Origin of the sequence: Pseudomonas sp. HN11, from assembly GCF_021390155.1 — a bacterium.
Classification (GTDB): Bacteria; Pseudomonadota; Gammaproteobacteria; order Pseudomonadales; family Pseudomonadaceae; genus Aquipseudomonas.
In genome coordinates this window covers 142,281-160,419 of record NZ_CP089985.1, presented here as the reverse complement: position 1 = coordinate 160,419, position 18,139 = coordinate 142,281, and the positions used below count along the sequence as shown (strand labels likewise).

Below are 18,139 nucleotides of genomic sequence, written 5' to 3'. Positions count from 1 at the left end.
CGACAGGTGCCACAAACCAATGTGGGAGCAAGCCCGCTCCCACAGTTTGATTGCCTTTCAATCGGGCCGCCTTGGGCAGCCCCGAGTGCTTACTGAGCGCCGCTCACCGCACCAACTTTGGACATCACGAAGCCAATGAATTGCTCGACCGTCATTTTCTGGCCGTTGAAGGTCACTTCATTGTTGGCGTAATGCAGCTTGGACACGACGTCGCTGCCGACCAGGGTCGCCAGCTGCGTGCCGACCGCCATGCCGCTGACCATTTCGCTGGCCATCTGGGATTGCTGCTCGATGGCTTTAGGGTCGGTCACACCACCGACCTGCGCCTGCAGGGCGGCAACGTCGGCGATCATAGGCTTGGACAGGGTCAGGTTGGCGTCCAGCAGCGCAACCATTTGCTTGCCCAGTTCAACCGGCGGCAGTTCCATGGACGTAGGCTTGGTCAGATCCACCACCAGGTTGAACTTGCTTTCACCGTGGGTGGTTTTCAGGGACAGGTTTTCCAATGCCAGGTGCGGTTTGGCGGCGAGCAACTGGTTGACATTGGCTTCGGCCAGGGTTTGCTCGGCTTCGGTCAGTTGCAGCTCAGGCACCGGTTGACCGGCGGCAGCAGCGGCTTGCACCGGCTGCATTTTGTCCTGATACAGCTTGGTCAGCACCAGGCCCGACGGCACGTCGATGTTCTTCAAGCTCACGGCCATGGCGGCAGAGCCGACCGGTTTACCCTGATAGCCGATCTCGTCGATCTTGTAATCGACGCGGCCGGACATGTTGTTGTCTTTGACTTCGCTGGTGTCTTTCTGCTCAAAGCCCTTGAGGGTCATCACCGCTTTCTGCGGGCCGAACGTGAGCTTGGTATCGCTCAGCTCAACGGTGTTCTGCCCGGTGTAGAAGCCGAAGGTGGATTTCTCCAGGTTGCTGGCCACGGTCAGGCCGGCGAATTCGGCATTGAACGGCGCGCCGTTGGCATCGACTACGTCCAGCTTGAGGCTGTTCATGTAGCCATCCACCTTGACCTTCTTGCCCTCGGCGGTGCTGTCAAAGTCCAGGTTCAGGCCGGAGAAGTTCACCGAGGAGGTCTCGTCCTTGAACTCCAGCGGCAGCAATTCGAGGTTGCCGGTCACCGAACGGCTGTAGCCAATATTGGCCACGCCTTTGAGCGGCGGCATGTCTTTGGCGGCAGCGAACCATTTTTCGGTGGTGGCGTTCTTTTCCAGTTCATAGTGACTGGTAGCCATGACCGGCAGCCATTTCAACGACACCAGACGCGAGAACGGCAGCGGACCGTGTTCGATATGGTCGACAAACAACAGCTCGGGGTTCGGGTTCTGCTCACCGAAGAACGAGCCTTGGCCCTTGAGACGGTAGTGCGCGGTGCTGCTGAACAGGCCACGGTCCAGGGACACCAGCTCCAGGTTAACAGTGCCGTCGACGCCGGCCATGGAACGTTGCAGTTCCTTGTTGGCGTCCTGTACCGCCGTTTGCAGTACCGGTTCCAGCTGCTTACCGGTGTACCAGGCACCGCCTGCACTGACGACGCCGACGGCGACAACGAAACCTAAAAGAACAACGGCTGGCTTATTCATGAAGTGACCTGATCAAATCCTGTGAGAAGTGGGCTGTCTTCCTTGAACCCATAGGGGTTGGCTCAAGCCCGCCAAAAGCGGAGGAAGATTAGCACTGGCGGCCGCGAACGGCCCAGCTTTTCAGAGGGATCAGTTCGGTACTAGTTCACGAATACTCCAGTTCAATTTCATCCAGTTGGTGGTCGAAACTCTTCAACCGCGCCGTCCAGGTGTACACCAGCACCTCAAACTCGCGGTGTATCACGGCATTGCCTGGGGTGTCGGCCTTGGGGTCGCAGAAGTCCAATTGGTAGCGCTCGCGGGCCATTTGCGTGGCCACATCGGACAATTCCCGCGCATTGTTCAGCCAGTGCCTACCGTCAGCGACCTGCTGATCGAGGGCCACGCACTGTTTCTTCAGCACTTCGAGGCTTTTTTCCAGCGGCGTGCCGGTGAGGTCACCCATGACTTCCTGGAAGGTGCGCCCCGGCTGCCAGTAGCTGCCCCAGAAATAGCGGTCGAACACAGTCTCGACGCGGCGCAACGCAACCTTGGTATCCCAGATCGCCACGCGGGTCTTGCCTTGCTCGAGGAGTTTTTTCTTCACCCGTTGATTTTGGTAGGAAGCCCAGGCGACGACGCCGATGGACAGGGTGCCAATCACCAGGCAGGCGCTGTCGAGAAACACCATCGCCTTGTCGAGTTGGTGAGCCAGCATGACGCCGTAGAAGTAGGTAGCCGACAACAACACCAGTGCAAAACACACGCACCAGAAAGCGGGAGCATAAGGGTTTTTCATTATTGGAATCCCCATGAGCAAACGCGAACGTTGACCGGCGGGCCATCACGGGAGCCCGCCAGTCAAAGCATAGCTATTTGCTCAGGGTTTGCTGGCCGGCGCGGGTTGCGTTCGTCCGCTTTCCCAGCCGCCGCCCAGGGCCAGGAACAGATCGATCTGGCTCATGGCAACCTGGGTGTTGGCGGCGGCCAGTTGTGCTCGCATGCTGGTGTGGGTGCCGGTGGCCTGCAGATCGGCCAGGAAAGAGGCGCGGCCGGCTTGGTAGAAGCGGTGCGTCTGCTCGGCAGCTTCTTGCGACGAGGCTTCGGCTTCGGCCAGGGCTTCACGCCGTTGCAGCAACGCGGTGTATTGCGCCAGCCCGGTCTGGGTCTCGCGAATGGCGTTGAGCACCACCCCATCGAAGTGCGCCAGGGCGCCCTGGGTCGCGGCTTCGGCTTCATGGATACGGGCGCGGGCGCCGTTGGTCGGCACCGTCCAACTGATCAGCGGGCCAAAGCCCCAACGGTTGGTCGCGGGCTCGCCGAGATTGTCCAGGATACCCACCGTGCCGACCGTGGCGCCGATGCTGATGTCCGGGTACAGCGCGCCGGTGGCCACGCCGATCCGCGCCGTGGCGGCGGCCAGTTGGCGTTCGGCCTGGCGCACATCGGGGCGGCGTTTGAGCAAGGCGGCGCCATCACCTACCGGCAACAGCTGGGCGATGTGCGGTAACTCGGCGCAGCTGCTGGTGCCGGTGGGCAATTGGTCCACCGGCTTGGCCAGCAACATCGACAAGCGGAACAACCCGGCCTGGCGCGCGGCGTCATAGCGCGGCATATCGGCGCGCAAAGACTTGAATTGGGTTTGCGAACGGGTGACTTGGGTTTCGTCGCCACGGCCGGCGTCGCGCAGGCGCTGGGTCAGGCGTGTGCCTTCAGCTTGCAGGTCGAGCGAATGCTGGGCGATGGCCTTTTCTTCGTTGGCAGCGCACACCTGGGTGTAGGAGCGCACCACGTCGGCCACCAGGGTGATACGCGCGATATCAGCCGCAGCTTGCGCGGCGTCGGCACTGGCCTGGGCGCTTTCGATGCCACGCTGCAAGGTGCCGAACAGGTCGAACTGATACGAGGTGCTGATACCGACACTGCCGATATTGGCGACCGGCACTTTATCCGCCAGCAAAAACGCTTCACCGGACTCCTGCAGGCGCTGGGCCTCGGCTTTGGCGCCGGCGCTCCAACCACCCGCAGACTCGGCCTGCTGCACCTGATACCGCGAGCGCTGCAGGTTGGCGGCGGCCACGCGCAGATCGGTGTTGGAGGCCATCGCCTGACGCACCAGCTCATCCAGGCGCGGGTCTTTGTACAACCGCCACCAATCCGCCGGCACCGGCGCCGACACCACATCGTTGCCCTCACCGGCGATCTTTCCCTGCAGGTCGCCGCGATTGACCGCGGCTTTATCCGGCAGCGAGTAATCCGGGCCTACCGCCTGGCAGGCCGACAGCAACACACCCAGCGCAGCGGCGGCCAACAGCTGCTTCATGGTTGGCCTCCGTCTTTAACCTTATCGCCGATGATCGAGACGGTGGCCGTACGCCCAGCAATCATGCGGAAGTCCGCCGGCACATCATCAAAGGCGATGCGCACCGGAATCCGCTGAGCCAGGCGCACCCAGCTGAACGCCGGGTTGACGTTGGGCAACAGGTTGGAGCCGCTGCTGCGGTCACGGTCTTCGATACCGGCGACGATGCTCTGCACATGGCCGCGCAGGCGGGCGTTGTCACCAATTACACGGATGTCCACGCCCATGCCGATGTGGATACCGTCGAGCTTGGTCTCTTCGAAATAGCCATCGATATGGAAGGAGTTGCTGTCGACCACCGACAGCACCGGGCGACCGGCGGTGACGAATTCCTGGGTGCGCGGCGCGCGGTCGTTGACGTAACCGTCAACGGGGCTGCGGATCACCGAGCGGTCGAGGTTGAGCTGGGCGGAATCCACCGTCACCTGGGCTTCGGCCAGGGCCGATTGGGCGCGGGCCACGCGGGACTGGCTTTCTTCCAATTGCTCGCTGGGCACCAGGTTGCCAAGGCCACGGTTACGCTTGTACTCGCGCTGGGCCTGGGCCAGGGTTTCCTGGCGATCGGCCACGGCGGCCTGGGCTTGGCGCAACGCCAGCTTGAAGCGGTCCTGGTCGACGGCGAAGAGCACTTGGCCCTTGGTCACTAGTTGGTTATCGCGCACGTCCACGCGCTGGATCAGCCCGGACACGTCCGGGGCGATCTGCACGATGTCGGCACGGATGTGGCCGTCACGGGTCCAGGGGGCAAACATGTAGTACATGACCATGCGCCACACCACGACGACCGCAAACGTCACGATCAACAACGTGAGGACCACACGGCCGATGGTCAAAAAAGGTTTTTTCATGTCATCAGGTATCGACTGAGTGAGTCCACCGCGCCCAGCAACAGCGCGTAGAGCCCCACATTGAACAATGCCCGGTGCCAGACCAGGCGATAGAAGTGGAGCCGGGTCAACAACCCGTGCACCACCAGGAACAACACATACGTAATGCCCATCAGCACCAGCAGCGTGGGCAGGAACACCCCGCTGATATCCAGATCACCGATCATAAAGGCGCTCCATCAGGCAGCGGCGCTTCCATCTCGGTGCCGCCAATAAATTCCACGCCCGGCAGCAGTGACAGGCGCAGGCCGGCCAGCGCGTGCAGCAGATGCAGGCGGGTGTCGTCTTCGTCTTGCAGGCCCTGGCCGTTGAGGGCGCGGCGCGTGCGGTCCAGGGTCATCAGCAGACCGCTCGGTGCGGGCAAGCGTTCACCAGCTTTGAGGCACGCGTTGAAATAGCCGCCTACACCTTCCACCACCTGATTGAGCAACACCCGTGGCGCACCGAGAATGCGCGGCGAGTAGGCCAGCAGGTCGAGCAGGTTCAGCGCCACGCGCAAATCACGCAGGGCGGTGCCGGTGTCCTGATTGATCAGCGCCAGACGCGGCAGGTGCTGCATCAGGCGATCGAGCATCTGTGCGGCCATGTGCCGGTGTTCGGCCAGGGTCGCAGGTTCGGTGAGGCTGACGATGTCGCGCCAGCTGAAACGGGTCAGGCGTTTGGCCGCCAGTTCAGCGCCGAAGGGCCGCGCGATCAGCGTCCACACGAAGGCGAACAGCAAGCCCACGGGCCCCGCCAGGTTGACGTTGGCGAAGTTGAGAAAGTCGGCGTCATAGGCGCCCTGGATGCTGATGAATGACGAGGTGTTCACCAGCGTCAGCAGCATGCCCAGGTAAAAACGCGGCTGCACCGTGAGTGTGCCGATGCAGATAAACGGCACGGCAAACGCCAGCACCAGCATCGGGAAATCATGCAGGTTGGGCAGCACCAGAAACAGATAGAGGCTGGCGAACAGCACCGACATGGCGGTCCAGAAAAAGAACCGGTAGATCTGCGGCGCCGGGTCATCCATCGAGGCAAAGAAGCTGCAGGCGACGGCGGCCAGGATCACGGCGCTGCCGCCGTCGGTCCAACCGAGCAGGATCCACAGCACCGAGGCGACAATGATCGCGCTGACGGTGGAAAACGCCGAGTAGAACATCAGGCCACGGTCGAGGAATGGCGTGAGCCGGCCCAGGCGCCAGTGGCGGTAGACGGCGCGCCAGGTGTCCTGGCTTTCGCACTGGATGGCGGCTTGCAGGCTGCGGCAGTCTTGCCACAGGTCGATCCACTCTGCGAGACGATAGAGTGCATTGGAAAACAACAGCGTGTGCCGGTCATCCAGCGCTTCGCCAGTCGGTTGCAGGGCGTCGACCTGGTCACGCAAGGCACGCCAGTTTTCCATCGGCGCAGCGTCTGTGGTGTCTTCCAACCACTGGCTGGTCGCTTCCAACAACGGCGTGACTTTATCGAGGAACTCCGGCGCACGATGCTCAATGGCATACAGCGCATCGTCGAGCGCATCCACCACCGGCAGCAGGTGGATCATGCGCCCGCGCAGTTCCTTGGTGTTGCGCACCGTCTGCGGCCGCGCGCCTTCGTGGGGCAACTGGCCGATCATCAATTCAAGGGTGTTGAAGGTAGCGACCATACCACCACGCAAGGTGCTGATTTCTTCAGGCTCAACTTTGCGCGTCAGAAAGCGCTGGCTGTAGATCTGAGCGTCGGCAAACCACTTGGTGACCGAGCCATCGAACACGGGCATCAGGCGGCGCGGCCAGAACATCGCGCCCACCACTGCTGCGACGGCAATGCCGAGGAAGATTTCTTCGGTGCGCGCCTCGGCCACGTCCCACACTGCCAGCGGGTTATCCACCACCGGCAAGGCGATCAGCGGCAACGTATAGCCGGCCAGCATCAGCGCGTAGTTGTTGGCCGTGCGCAGGTGCATGGAGAGGAACAGCAAGGTGCCCGTCCACAAGGCAATCACCACCACCAGCAGGTAGGGCGATTGCACGAACATCGGTACAAACAGCACCGCCGCCGCCGCTCCCATGAAAGTGCCGATGGCGCGGTACAGCGCTTTTGAACTGGTAGGGCCGACAAACGGGCTGGACACGATATACACCGTGGCCATCGCCCAGTACGGACGCGGCATTTGCATCAGCATGGCGATGTACAAGGCAATCATTGAGGCCGCGAAGGTACGCACCCCGTAGAACCAATCACGGGCGGGCGGGAAACCGGTAAAAAATCCGTTCAAAGCGACGCCGCCTCGAAGGCGCGCAATACACGCAACGCGGCTTCCAAATCATTGGGGGCGATATCCGCCAGCACGTCCTTACGCAGACGCACCAATTGCACTTCCACCGCTTGTACCAACTCACGGCCGCGCGCGGTGAGGCTCAAGGCCTTGGCGCGACGGTCGTGGATGTCTTCGGTGCGACACACGTAACCGTCGTTACACAGACGATCGAGCAAGCGCACCAGCGATGGGCTTTCCATCCCCGACGCCTGGGCGACTTTGACCTGGTGCACACCATCGCCCAGGCGGCCGATCATCAACAACGGCACGGCGCAGGCTTCGGAGATGCCATAGCTCACCAGCGTGGTCTGGCAGATTTTGCGCCAGTTACGGGCGCCCGTCACCATGCTGCTGCTGAGGTTCATCTGGAGTTGTTCGAGGGTTTGAGGCACTGGATAGTTCGCATACAGTTAGTTTGCTAACTATCAATATGGCGGATGGATCCAAATGCGTCAAGATTTGAAACAATTTAGCGGATGGGTGGTGGGTGGCTGGGTAAGTAAAGCGGGTTTGGGCGTCGGTGCAGCATTTACCAACACCGCAAAACGCTGTGGGAGCTGGCTTGCCTGCGATTGCAGCGAGACCAGTGCGGCCGTGACCAGATGATGCAAGTTCTGGCTGTCCGCTTTGGCGGTGAGGGTTTCCAACAACGCTGTGCCACTGCGCGCTTTCTCGTGGAGCAGGTGCGAGGGCGCGAAGGTGTTGAAGGCCAGGACCGGGCCGGTGGTGGGGATGGACTGGAATGCGAAGAATTGTTCCATGTTCGGTTCGCACTGACGGTTGGATGTAGCGCATTGGAAATGCACGCTCAGACCAAAGCATCACCCTTTTTTGCTCCATCGCCACACGCTCCAGATTTTTAGAATCTCCGATGCGCCAATCAATCCAACCATTAACGGCACGCTGTAATGCGGGGCGATTCGAGCGCCTATTAACAGTAGTGAAACGGACGGAATAACAAGCACAAGCCGTAAAGGCGTTTGGAAAAAGACAAGCCACCCGACTGATCTTTTTTGAAGAAAAAACATCGCGCACGATGCAAATATTGACACGTGTAAAATCAACGCCAACACAAACATATACAGTTGCACAACACTGTGCTCCTGCAAAATAACTGAAGCGTTTGCCACGTCACTCAAATACGGAATTCTGTTATTTAAAAAACTATTGATTGAGTACCAAATGAGATAAATCGCATCCATCGCTCCCCACAACAGCCAAATTCTACGACGGCTCATTTTGTTCCAGCCTTTATCTCATACGCCTCATCTTGCGTAACTGGCTGCCAGTGCCACGATTTTCCCCCAACCTGCCACTTGTCCTCTCCTTCCAGAAACCGTTGCGGGGTATGCCGCAGCTCGCCATATCGACGTATGGCAGAATCCGGGATGCGGTGCTCCTCGAAATCATTAAGTGGTACCCATTGCTGAATGAGTGTTCTGGTCGTGTTTGCTAAATCTTTACCGTCAGAACCAAATACTCGACCTTGATCACCCATAGACCCTAATCGATTGGCGGCTATAATCGCGGTGTTTTTCACTCCGTCATAATCGATGCTAAAAAATGCCCATTTTCTCGGCCCTGCCGCCTCCTCGCTCTCAAGCTGGCGAGGAGAGAATCCAATAGGGATACATCGCCCGGCACCTGCGTCATTTAAAGCACCCACCCGCTCTGAAATAAGCAGCCACTCTCCACTTTTAATTTTCTCAAGTATTCCTTTTCGCTCATTCCTCGCTACACACGAACTCAAACGTACACCACACTCACGGATGAGTTCAGACAAACCGAATAAATGGGCAGTAGAGGAAAGTTGAGACTCAACAATTGATGTCGCAAAAAAAGGACTTATAAGTTCAATCGTCGAGGGATCAAAATTTTGTAGTTGTCTACGCGGAATTAGTTTTTGCATGTCGCATCTCTTGTCAATAGGAGGTCCTCCCTTTGATAAGAAAAACCGTCTGCTGCGACCATCGTCCGTTTCCTTTAAAGAAATAGGACATTTCCCATATTTTCCACAAGATTTCAGAATCGCCCTATTACTCCCCTATTAACCTCAAGGTCTCCTCCTCGATAAACTCAAACACCTCCTCCGCCACGCTGTACTGAAACTGCTTGCGCCGATGCTTCGAAACCTTGCCCTCGTTATCCAGGCACATCATCACCAGCCTCGACAGATCACTGCCGCGCACGTCATAGCGTTGGTTCACAGCCTTGATTACCCGGTCGTAGCGATCGAGGAATTCGGTTTCCTCGCGCAGTTCCACTTCCAGTGCGCGACGGGCCATTTGCAGGGTGAATTCAACACAGCGGGTGGCGTCCCAATAACGGTAGATCGAGGGGTGGCCGATGAAGTCGAAGGCCATGTGCTCACCATCCAGCCAAGTGACATTCCAGAATTCGCGAATCGGTTGGGAAAACGCTTTTAGTGCCTCCAAGTAGGCTTGTTCTTCATGCTTCATGGCAACGGACACTGGCAACAACAGACCATTTTCGAGTGCACCGTAATGGCATAAAGTCTGGTGGATCAAGAAGCGGGACAGGCGGCCATTACCGTCCATAAACGGATGCAGGAATACGAAACCGAAAGCAGTCACCGCAGCCGCGACCAGAGGGTCGACCGCACGTACGGGCTGATTGGCAAAAGCCATCAACTCCTCCATCAGCTCCTGGCACAGGTCAGGAGCCGGCGGCACGTAGCTGACACCCGCTGCACCACGCAGGCCGTTGTGCAGGTGGTTTTGTTCATGGCGGAATGCAACGGCTTTGTCGAACGGGTTGGAGACGGTGCTGTTTTGCAGCTCGACCAAGTAGTTCTCTGTCAGCAGCCGCCCTTCGTGGGCCTGGCGTAAAAGCTGGACAAAGCGTCGGGATTTTTCTTCACTGGGCTGCTCTTTTTCGATAGCAAATGAATCGCGGGTTTCGTGGAGATAGGCCCACTGGATCGCGCGGTCCATCATTTCTGGAGGCAGGGTCGCCATGAAAGACCTGGCGCGACCCAACACATCAAGCGCCAACAGCGTCTCCAACTCAGGCGTTCTCTCCACCGTCGCGCAGTAATGCAGAGAGCCCAGGCCATTAAAATCAATTCGCCAACGACTGTTGCGGATGCTTGGGCCAGTCACATAGCGCTCGGGATCAAACAAGGCGACAACACGCCCCCGAACAGGTAGTGCGTAATCAAGCGCTCGCCCGGTAAATCCTTCCCACAAGTAACAGGCTTTACGGATAAAGGCGCCATTGGGGGATTCCGCCAAACCGGCCAAAAATGGCTCCGGGCCAAGACGTTCAAAAACCTGGGCAAGTATGGCGAGATTCACACCCTCATGCTTGAGTGCGAACAGCACGTGCTCAAACAGGGCATGTTGCGCAGGTGCGACGGCATGCGGAACCGCCAGGCAGTTGCCGATCAAGGTAATTCTGGTCACGGGTTTAATCATCGCGACGCGGTGAGGCGGGATGACTTTTAAATCCAGCGATTCGCAGAGATGGGCATATCCGACTGTCGCCAAGGTGAGCTTCCCCAGAAAAAATTCACTTGAGCGATTAAAGCCCAGTTTTTTTTACCTCTCACCATTTTTTTTTACATTACCGTGTTTCAGCAAAGTTTTTTTTACACCCCTCGCCCACTCCGCAACATCAAATTCAACTCATCCACCACCTCAGCCCAATCCGCATCCTCCAGAATTTCCTCGCGCAGAAACGCCTTCTGGCTGTCCGTCCAGAAAAAAGCATCCGCCAGTTTCAACTCCGGCTTGAGCGGCGAGTGAACCGCCACAAACTTCTCGATACTCACCGGGTCATCCGGCAGACCCAGCTGTTTGAACAGTGACGGCAAGCTATGCACGGGCGATTCCATGGCGGGCTCCTGATAGAAAGGTGTCAACCCAGTCTAGCGGCAGCCCTCGGGTTGCGCCGACGGTACGTTGCACAGCACGAACAACCGCGCCCTCGCGCCGCCGCCATCCTGGCGACTGAGTTCGCGCCAGCCTTCGGGGAGCGGGGCGAAATCGTCGGGTGCTTCGTTGCTGCTGATCAGCCACACGCGGCGGGTCTCGGCGGGCAGTGCCGACAGGTGGTCGAGGTAGATACGCCCGCCGTCCTGGTCCACCAAGGTGCCGAAGCCGTAGGCATTCGGACGGGTGGGCGTGCCGTCGGGTTTTGGAGGGGTGTAGAGCTGCAACTGGGCGTCGGTCTGGTCGTAATACACGTAGCTGAGGTACCACATCATGTCGCTGAGGACGATACGGTCGTCTTCCTGGTAATTGCGGTTGACGAATTCCACCGGCACGTTGAATTGGTCGTGTTCATCTACGGTGAAGTTGTTCTTCAAGCCCACCAGTTCCACGCCGACAAACAGCACGAACAGCGCCGCCCCCAACAGTGAAAACCGCGACGGAAGGCGATCGATAGCCATCGCCAGCAGGATCGGCAAGCCCAAGGCGTACACCGTCAGGTAACGTTCGATAAACACCGGGGAAATAAACGAAACGCTGTAGACCAGCAGCAGCGGCAGCAAGAAAAACAGCGCCAGCAGGCTGGCCGGTCGATAGCGCTCACGGTCACGCCAAGCGGTGGCAACCACGATAACCACCAGCAGCAACGGGAACAGCCAGAACAGCGGCGACCAGAAACCGACACCTTCATCCTGCAGAACGAACTGCCAGATCATCGACGGCAAGGAGAACAGACTGACCGGCTCTTCCCAGCCAATATCGCCCCCCACCTTGAGCTGTTCGACATGCTGCACCAGGTCCAGCAGGTTCGGCAGCCACGGCAGGTAAAGCAGCACGATCGTGGCGTTGGCCACCCACCAGACCGGGCGCGTGATCAGGCGTTGGTCGCGCGGCACCGTGCCACTCAGCACGCCCAGGTAAGCCCAATGCACCAACACGCACAGCGCGGTGAAGTAATGGGTGTAGAACCCGGCACTCATCAACACCACGTACGCCGCCAGATACCGCGTGCGCTCGGGTTGGCGCATCCAGTACACCAGCGCCACCGTGGCGCCCAGCAACCACACGCCCAGCAGCGAATACATGCGTACTTCCTGGCTGTAGCGCACCGCCGTCGGAAACAATGCCAGCAGGATCCCCGCCAGTAATGCGGCACGACGAGTGGACAATTGCCGCGTCAGCCAGATGCCCAAGCCCACGGCGACTACGCCGGGAATAGCGCTCATGCCGCGAATCGACCAGATGCTGTCGCCAAACAGCTCTATCCAGCCGCGTAGCAGGAAAAAATACAACGGCGGGTGCACATCGTGCGCCGCGTGGAACCACAGGTCGGAGAAGGCGTATTCGCTGAGCAACAGGCTTGAGCCCTCGTCGCCCCAAATCGCCGCCGACGTCAGGTTGTAAAAACGCAGGGCCATGGCCAGCGCAAGGATCGGCACCCACCAGAGACGACTGATCCAGCCGGCACCTTCCCAACTGAGGCGGTTGAGTGCAGGTAACGTTCCGACCTTTTCGTTTTGCTCTACCACAGACCGACGCACCTCGATTCCCCTGATTGCCCAAGCGCAAACACCGCCACTCTAGGACAAAAGATCCAGGCTGGCTGCTGGAATCGGACAAATCATCAATTTGTGCAGGACCTCTCCGAAGTCAATGCAGGAACAGGCTATTATTGCCCCCCTCCAAGGACTCAGGATCAAGGACACGTCATGCGCATCGGTTTTCTGTCACCCCTCGCTCTGGCACTGCTGGCAGGTATTACCCAGCCAGCTCAGGCAAGCTCTGACGACTCGTGTTATCCCGATTGGCGCGTCTCACGTGACAACCTCGATTCATGCAGCAACCTGCCCTTCCTGAACCCCGGCAACGACAGCCGCGTCAACCTGCGCCTGCTGCTGGCGGACAAAAAGGCTGTACCGCTTGCGCCCAATGCCTTGAACGATGACGATCTGTCCCAGGGCTTCGGCCCGGTGCCCTTCCCGGTCTATCGCTTGGCACCTGTCCCCGTGACAAACGATGAGCCCGACAACAAACCGGACGACTCGCGCACCGCCGAACTCGACACCCTGCTCAAGCCCCTGGGCATCCAGCGCGACGAGTACAAAAGCGCAGGCGAAGCGTTCCTCAATGGCGAGGGCAGCCGTTGCCGCAGCAACGATGATGACAGCGCCACGGCGTTCATCAGCCAGGTGGTCAAGGCCGATATGCCAGCGGCCGAGCGTGAGCTGCTGATTAAGGCGCGCCTGCAAATGCTCACGGCCTGTTCGTGGGAAGGCCAGGTGGTGGACACTCAGCAGATCCAATCCGCCGACGGCCAACTGTTCCGTACCTACCTGCAAGCCGCCGCCGACTTCTACAGCGGTCGCTTCGGTTACGCTGAGCGTGGTTTTGCAGCGGCCGCCACCAGCAACGTGCCGTGGTTGAAGGAAACCGCGCTGTACATGACCGCGCGCACCTCATTGAACCAGGCTCAGGCCGAAGCCTTTGACGAATACGGCATGCCGCAGCTCGAGCATGTGGATAAGTCCGCCCTGAGTGATGCCGAAGAAGGCTTTCTCGGCTACCTGAAAACTTATCCACAGGGCGATTACCTGGCCTCTGCCCGTGGCCTGTTGCGCCGTGTTTATTGGTTGGCCGGTGACAACAGCAAACTCGCCGAGGCCTACGGCTGGGCGATGACCGAAGCGACTGACGCGCAGCGCAATGTGTCGGTGGATGAACTGGTGGAGGAAGCCGACCTCAAGCTGCTGATGGTCAATAGCGAAACCGTCACCACACCAATGATCCAGTTTGTCAGTGACCTGATGGTGATGCGCGGCGGCAACCAGCCCGCCCTCTCCCGCGCCGACCTGGAGAAGCAAAAAGCGGCGTTTGCCGGCGCGCCGGAGCTGTACGACTACCTGCTGGCGGTAAATGCGCTGTACACCGATCATCAGCCGGACGCCGCGCTGAAACAATTGCCCCAGAGCGTACCGTCGAGTCTGAATTACTTTGCCTTCAGCCAGCAGACCCTGCGCGCCCTGGCTCTGGAAGCCAAGCAAGACTGGAAAGGCGCCGAGGCGCTCTGGCTGCAATTGCTGCCGCTGGCGAAGCTACCTCTGCAACGCGATCAGTTGGAATTGGCCCTGGCCATGAACTACGAGCGCAGCGGCCAGTTGGCCAAGGTGTTTGCCGCCGATTCACCGATCAGCGCCAAGCAGGTGCGCTACATCCTGCTGCGCAATGTCGCCGGTCCCGAATTGCTGCGCCAGCAGATCGCTCAGGCCAGCGACCCACTGGAGCGCCAGACCGCGCAATTCGTGTTGCTCTATAAAGACCTGCTGCGCAGCCAGTTCGCGACTTTCGCCGACGACCTCAAGCAACTGCCAGCCGCCGCCCCGGAAGACAAACTGGGCACCAGCCTGGGCTATGTCTACAGCGCCAGTCAGACCTTGAAGCTGTTCCAGTGGAACGGCGACAAAGCCGAGTCCGGCTACGCCTGCCCGAGCATCGCGCAAACCGCCGCGACTTTGCAGGGCGATGCCAAAAACCCACAGGGCCTGAACTGCCTGGGTGAGTTCATCCTGCGTAACGGCCTGGATGGCATGCCGCTGGAACAGGCACGTGCCGCCGGCAGCCTGGGCAGCAGCGCATCGGATTTCAAGGGTGAAACCTTCTCGCGCCTGGACGGCTACAAACAGGTGATCGGCAACGCCAAGGCGCCGAAGAACGACAAAGCCTACGCACTGTTTCGCGCCATCAACTGCTACGGGCCGTCGGGCTACAACAGTTGCGGCGGCGTCGATGTGGAGCCAGCCATGCGCAAGGCCTGGTTCCGCCAGCTGAAAACCAGCTACGCCGACACCCAGTGGGGCAAGTCGCTGCAGTACTACTGGTGAAACACCTGTGGCTGGGCTTGCTGCTGCTGGCAAGCCCGGCTTTCGGCGCCGTCGACGCACGCGACTATGACGCCTTCTGGCTGTGGAGCGGCGTCACACCACAGCCTGTGCTCAAACAGGCCAAAACTCTGTACATCCTCCAGGGCCAGATCAACTCCACCCGACGAGCGCCAGGCCGTGGCGTGCAGATGATCGCCCAAGGCATCAGCGTGCCGCGCCTGAGCCAAGGCGACATCTGGATCGTCTACCGCGCTCACACCCTGCACTGGCCCGAACAGATCTACCGCCAACTGTTCGGCCAGGTGCAACGCTGGCGCGATGCGGGCAATCCGGTGGTGGGCATTCAGATTGACTTCGACGCCCGCACTCAGTACCTGCACGAATACGCCGACTTCCTGCGCGACCTGCGCCAGCGTCTGCCCGCCGACCTGCGCCTGAGCATCACCGGCCTGATGGACTGGAGCAGCAACGCCGACCCCACCGCCATCGCCCAACTCAAGGGCGTAGTGGATGAAGTGGTAGTGCAGACGTATCAGGGTCGGCACAGCATTGCGGATTATGCGGCGTACTTGCCGCGCATGAACCGGTTGGGGCTGCCGTTCAAGATTGGCTTGATTCAGGGTGGGATGTGGGAGGAACCGGGGTATTTGCAGGGGAGTGAGTGGTTTCGAGGGTATGTGGTGTTTTTACAGAATCCGTAACCACACCCGCACGCGCCGTTTGCAAGGGGTAAACCGATTCCCAACCTCCGCCCAACGCTTTGTACAACCCAACCATCGCCAATGACACGCCGGTCGAGCTTTCCACCCACTGCTCCTGCGTGGCCAGCAACGCGCTTTGCACGGTGAGCACGTTGACGAAGTCCACCACGCCTTCGACGTACTGCTGCTGCGCGGTGCGCAGGGCAATCTGGTTCTGGCGCACGGCTTCGGCAAGGCTGTCGCGGCGCAGTTGGCTGGCGTTATAGCGGGTCAGTTGGTCGTCGATTTCATGCCAGGCCCGCAGCACGGTTTGCTGATACGCGAGCGCCGCTTCCTGTTGCTGGGCTTCGCGCAGATTCAACATGCCCTGCAACCGCCCACCGTTGAACAGCGGCAAGCTGAACTGCGGGCCGAAGGCAAGCGCGCGGGAACCCCAGGAACCGAAATCCGAGAGTTGCATGGCCTGGGAGCCGAGGCTGCCGGACAAGGTGATGCGTGGGTAGAAGTCGCCCTTGGCCACACCGATGCTCGCGGTGGCGGCATGCAAACGCGCCTCGGCCTGGCGGATATCCGGGCGGCGCTCAGCCAGCTCGGACGGCAGGCCAATCGCGATTTGACGCAGGGTTTGCGGCACGGCGGCATCCTTGGACAGTTGCGTGTGCAAGGCCTGCGGCGGTTCGCCCATCAACAGGCTGAGGGCGTTGATCAGTTGGTCCTGGCGCTGCTGCAGATCCGGCAGGCGAGCCTCGATGGCCGCAACCTGGGCAGCAGCTTCCGCTACGTCCAAGTCCGTCGCCACGCCGTCCGCCAAGCGCAACTGCGACAGCTTGAGGCTGTGACGGGCAACGTCAAGGTTCTGCTCGGTCACGGCACGGGTGTTCTGCACGCCGCGCAGTTGGATGTAGTCCTGGGCGGTCTCGGCCAACACTGACAGCAGCACGGCACGGCGATCGTTTTCGGCGACTTGCAGGGTGGCGTCGGCAGCTTCGGTTTCGCGTTTGACGCGGCCCCAGAAGTCCAACTCCCAGGAAGCGGAGAAGCCCGTGTCCCACTGGTTGAAAGCCGAACGACCATTGTTGCCGGACGGGTCGCTCAAGCCTTTGCCGCTGTTGCGTTGGCGCAGGTAATCACCGTTGGCGTTGACGTTCGGATAACGCTCGGCGGTGGTCACCTGGCGTACGGCGCGGCTTTGTTGCAGGCGGCTGCTGGCCAGTTTCAAATCGAGGTTATCAGTGAGCGCACGGCGTGTAAGCGCCGAGAGTTGCGCGTCGTGGAACACATCCCACCAGTGCTCCTGCAGCGGATCGCTGACGGCACGGCTGGCCGCTTGACGGCCATGCGGTTCGCTCCATTGCGTCACTTGCGGGCTCTGGGGCTTGTGGAAGTCGGGACCGACCGTGCAGGCGCTCAGGCTGATGAGGCTCAATGTGAGCCAGGCAATGCGCTTCATTGCTGGGCTACCTCACGGGCCTGTGCGACCGGCTGGGTGTCGACGCTGGCTTCCACCGACATGCCAACCCGCAGCCGCTCGGTGTGCGCCTGGTTGGGTTCGAGGACAATTTTCACCGGAATGCGCTGCACCACCTTGGTGAAATTGCCCGTGGCGTTGTCCGGTTTGACCGAGGCAAACGTCACGCCCGTCGCAGGCGCGAGGCTCTCCAGATGACCGTTGAGCAACTCGCCGTCTAGGCTGTCGACACGCACCTGCACGGCTTGGCCGGCGCGCATATGGGAAAGCTGGGTTTCCTGGAAATTGGCCACCACGTAAGCCTGCTCCAGCGGCACTACCGCAAGGATCTTGCTACCTGGCGTCACATAGGCGCCGACCCGCACCGCACGCTCGCCGACCATGCCATCCACCGGCGCGACGATGCGCGTGTACGACAGTTGATAACTGGCCAACTCCAGCGCCGCCTGAGCACGCTTGAGTCCCCCTTCGGCGGCGTCGCGTTGGGCGGTGAGAATTTCCACTTGCTTGCGCTCCGCCGCCAACACTGCTGTGGCATTGGCCAGGCGTGCGGTGGCCTGGTCGATACGGGTCTTGGCTTGCTGGGCGTTCTGCACGGTGCCAGCGCCGACACCGGCGAGGTGGTTGTAGCGATTGAGTTCGTGTTCGGCAAAGGCCATTTCGGCGCGATCCGCCGCGACGGTGGCCTGAGCCTGGGCGATCACCGAGCTTTGGCGTTCCAGGGTCGCCGTGGCGTTTTTCAGCTGGGCCTGGGCGACCAAGGTATCAGCGTCGGCCGCCTGCGCGGCGGCACGCAAATCGCGGTCGTCGATCAGCGCCAGCAGTTGCCCTGCCTTGACGCGCTGGTTGTCTTCCACCAGCACTTCTTTGATAAAGCCGGCGACCCGCGGCGCCACCAAGGTAAAGTCAGCGGCGACGAAGGCGTCGTTGGTGGTCTGGCGCTTGCTGCCCAGCACACCCGGCGCGATCAGGTACACCAGCACGCCGACGGCAAATACGGCGATGACGGAGACGGCTATTTTGTCTTTGCGTTTCATGAGC

Annotated in this window: 17 protein-coding genes; 2 read left to right on the top strand and 15 right to left on the bottom strand. The window is 60.2% G+C overall.

The features are described 5' to 3' along the window. Positions 1-89: 89 nt before the first annotated feature. The 13 genes from LVW35_RS00750 to LVW35_RS00690 form a co-directional block, all read right to left on the bottom strand. Complete coding sequence (locus LVW35_RS00750) at positions 90-1,586, bottom strand: YdgA family protein (RefSeq protein ID WP_233893220.1); 1,497 nt, start codon at positions 1,584-1,586, stop codon at positions 90-92. A 145-nt stretch (positions 1,587-1,731) separates the two neighbouring features. Further along, positions 1,732-2,364 carry a hypothetical protein gene (locus tag LVW35_RS00745; RefSeq protein ID WP_028615228.1) on the bottom strand — a complete coding sequence of 211 codons (633 nt, stop codon included), beginning with the start codon at positions 2,362-2,364 and terminating at the stop codon, positions 1,732-1,734. An 81-nt stretch (positions 2,365-2,445) separates the two neighbouring features. Further along, positions 2,446-3,888 (bottom strand): efflux transporter outer membrane subunit, encoded by a 1,443-nt coding sequence (locus LVW35_RS00740; RefSeq protein WP_233893219.1) that lies wholly within the window; start codon positions 3,886-3,888, stop codon positions 2,446-2,448. Continuing rightward, on the bottom strand, positions 3,885-4,775 hold the full coding sequence (locus LVW35_RS00735) for an efflux RND transporter periplasmic adaptor subunit (RefSeq protein WP_233893218.1): 891 nt from the start codon (positions 4,773-4,775) through the stop codon (positions 3,885-3,887). Before LVW35_RS00735 ends, LVW35_RS00740 begins: the two co-directional genes overlap by 4 nt. After that, positions 4,772-4,981, bottom strand: coding sequence for a DUF1656 domain-containing protein (locus LVW35_RS00730; protein WP_010214247.1), 210 nt, complete (start codon positions 4,979-4,981; stop codon positions 4,772-4,774). The genes LVW35_RS00735 and LVW35_RS00730 overlap by 4 nt, the downstream gene beginning before the upstream one ends. After that, positions 4,978-7,056 carry an FUSC family protein gene (locus tag LVW35_RS00725; protein ID WP_233893217.1) on the bottom strand — a complete coding sequence of 693 codons (2,079 nt, stop codon included), beginning with the start codon at positions 7,054-7,056 and terminating at the stop codon, positions 4,978-4,980. Before LVW35_RS00725 ends, LVW35_RS00730 begins: the two co-directional genes overlap by 4 nt. Further along, complete coding sequence (locus LVW35_RS00720; protein WP_233893216.1) at positions 7,053-7,463, bottom strand: MarR family winged helix-turn-helix transcriptional regulator; 411 nt, start codon at positions 7,461-7,463, stop codon at positions 7,053-7,055. The genes LVW35_RS00725 and LVW35_RS00720 overlap by 4 nt, the downstream gene beginning before the upstream one ends. A gap of 87 nt (positions 7,464-7,550) precedes the next feature. Continuing rightward, positions 7,551-7,859, bottom strand: coding sequence for a hypothetical protein (locus LVW35_RS00715; protein ID WP_233893215.1), 309 nt, complete (start codon positions 7,857-7,859; stop codon positions 7,551-7,553). A gap of 60 nt (positions 7,860-7,919) precedes the next feature. Next, complete coding sequence (locus tag LVW35_RS00710; protein WP_233893214.1) at positions 7,920-8,336, bottom strand: hypothetical protein; 417 nt, start codon at positions 8,334-8,336, stop codon at positions 7,920-7,922. Further along, positions 8,333-9,007, bottom strand: coding sequence for a hypothetical protein (locus tag LVW35_RS00705; protein ID WP_233893212.1), 675 nt, complete (start codon positions 9,005-9,007; stop codon positions 8,333-8,335). Before LVW35_RS00705 ends, LVW35_RS00710 begins: the two co-directional genes overlap by 4 nt. Positions 9,008-9,134: 127 nt before the next feature. Then, positions 9,135-10,607: a Fic family protein gene (locus LVW35_RS00700; RefSeq protein WP_233893211.1), complete on the bottom strand. Its 1,473-nt coding sequence runs from the start codon at positions 10,605-10,607 to the stop codon at positions 9,135-9,137. A 101-nt stretch (positions 10,608-10,708) separates the two neighbouring features. Continuing rightward, on the bottom strand, positions 10,709-10,954 hold the full coding sequence (locus LVW35_RS00695) for a DUF2789 domain-containing protein (protein WP_233893209.1): 246 nt from the start codon (positions 10,952-10,954) through the stop codon (positions 10,709-10,711). A 33-nt stretch (positions 10,955-10,987) separates the two neighbouring features. Continuing rightward, entirely contained in the window at positions 10,988-12,592 is a 1,605-nt protein-coding gene (locus LVW35_RS00690) for a glycosyltransferase family 39 protein (protein WP_233893208.1), read from the bottom strand. 168 nt (positions 12,593-12,760) lie between these two features. On the opposite strand from LVW35_RS00690, the gene LVW35_RS00685 reads away from it, so the two are divergent. Both LVW35_RS00685 and LVW35_RS00680 read left to right on the top strand, forming a co-directional pair. Beyond that, the gene (locus tag LVW35_RS00685; RefSeq protein ID WP_233893206.1) at positions 12,761-14,929 is read left to right on the top strand and encodes an outer membrane assembly lipoprotein YfiO; all 2,169 of its coding nucleotides are present in this window, start codon (positions 12,761-12,763) and stop codon (positions 14,927-14,929) included. Then, positions 14,926-15,630, top strand: coding sequence for a DUF3142 domain-containing protein (locus LVW35_RS00680; RefSeq protein WP_233893204.1), 705 nt, complete (start codon positions 14,926-14,928; stop codon positions 15,628-15,630). Before LVW35_RS00685 ends, LVW35_RS00680 begins: the two co-directional genes overlap by 4 nt. Here LVW35_RS00680 and LVW35_RS00675 read toward each other — a convergent pair. Beyond that, on the bottom strand, positions 15,530-17,080 hold the full coding sequence (locus LVW35_RS00675; RefSeq protein WP_233893203.1) for an efflux transporter outer membrane subunit: 1,551 nt from the start codon (positions 17,078-17,080) through the stop codon (positions 15,530-15,532). The genes LVW35_RS00680 and LVW35_RS00675 overlap by 101 nt on opposite strands. Next, positions 17,077-18,135, bottom strand: a complete 1,059-nt coding sequence (locus LVW35_RS00670) for an HlyD family secretion protein (protein ID WP_233893202.1) — start codon at positions 18,133-18,135, stop codon at positions 17,077-17,079. Before LVW35_RS00670 ends, LVW35_RS00675 begins: the two co-directional genes overlap by 4 nt. Positions 18,136-18,139: the final 4 nt, after the last annotated feature.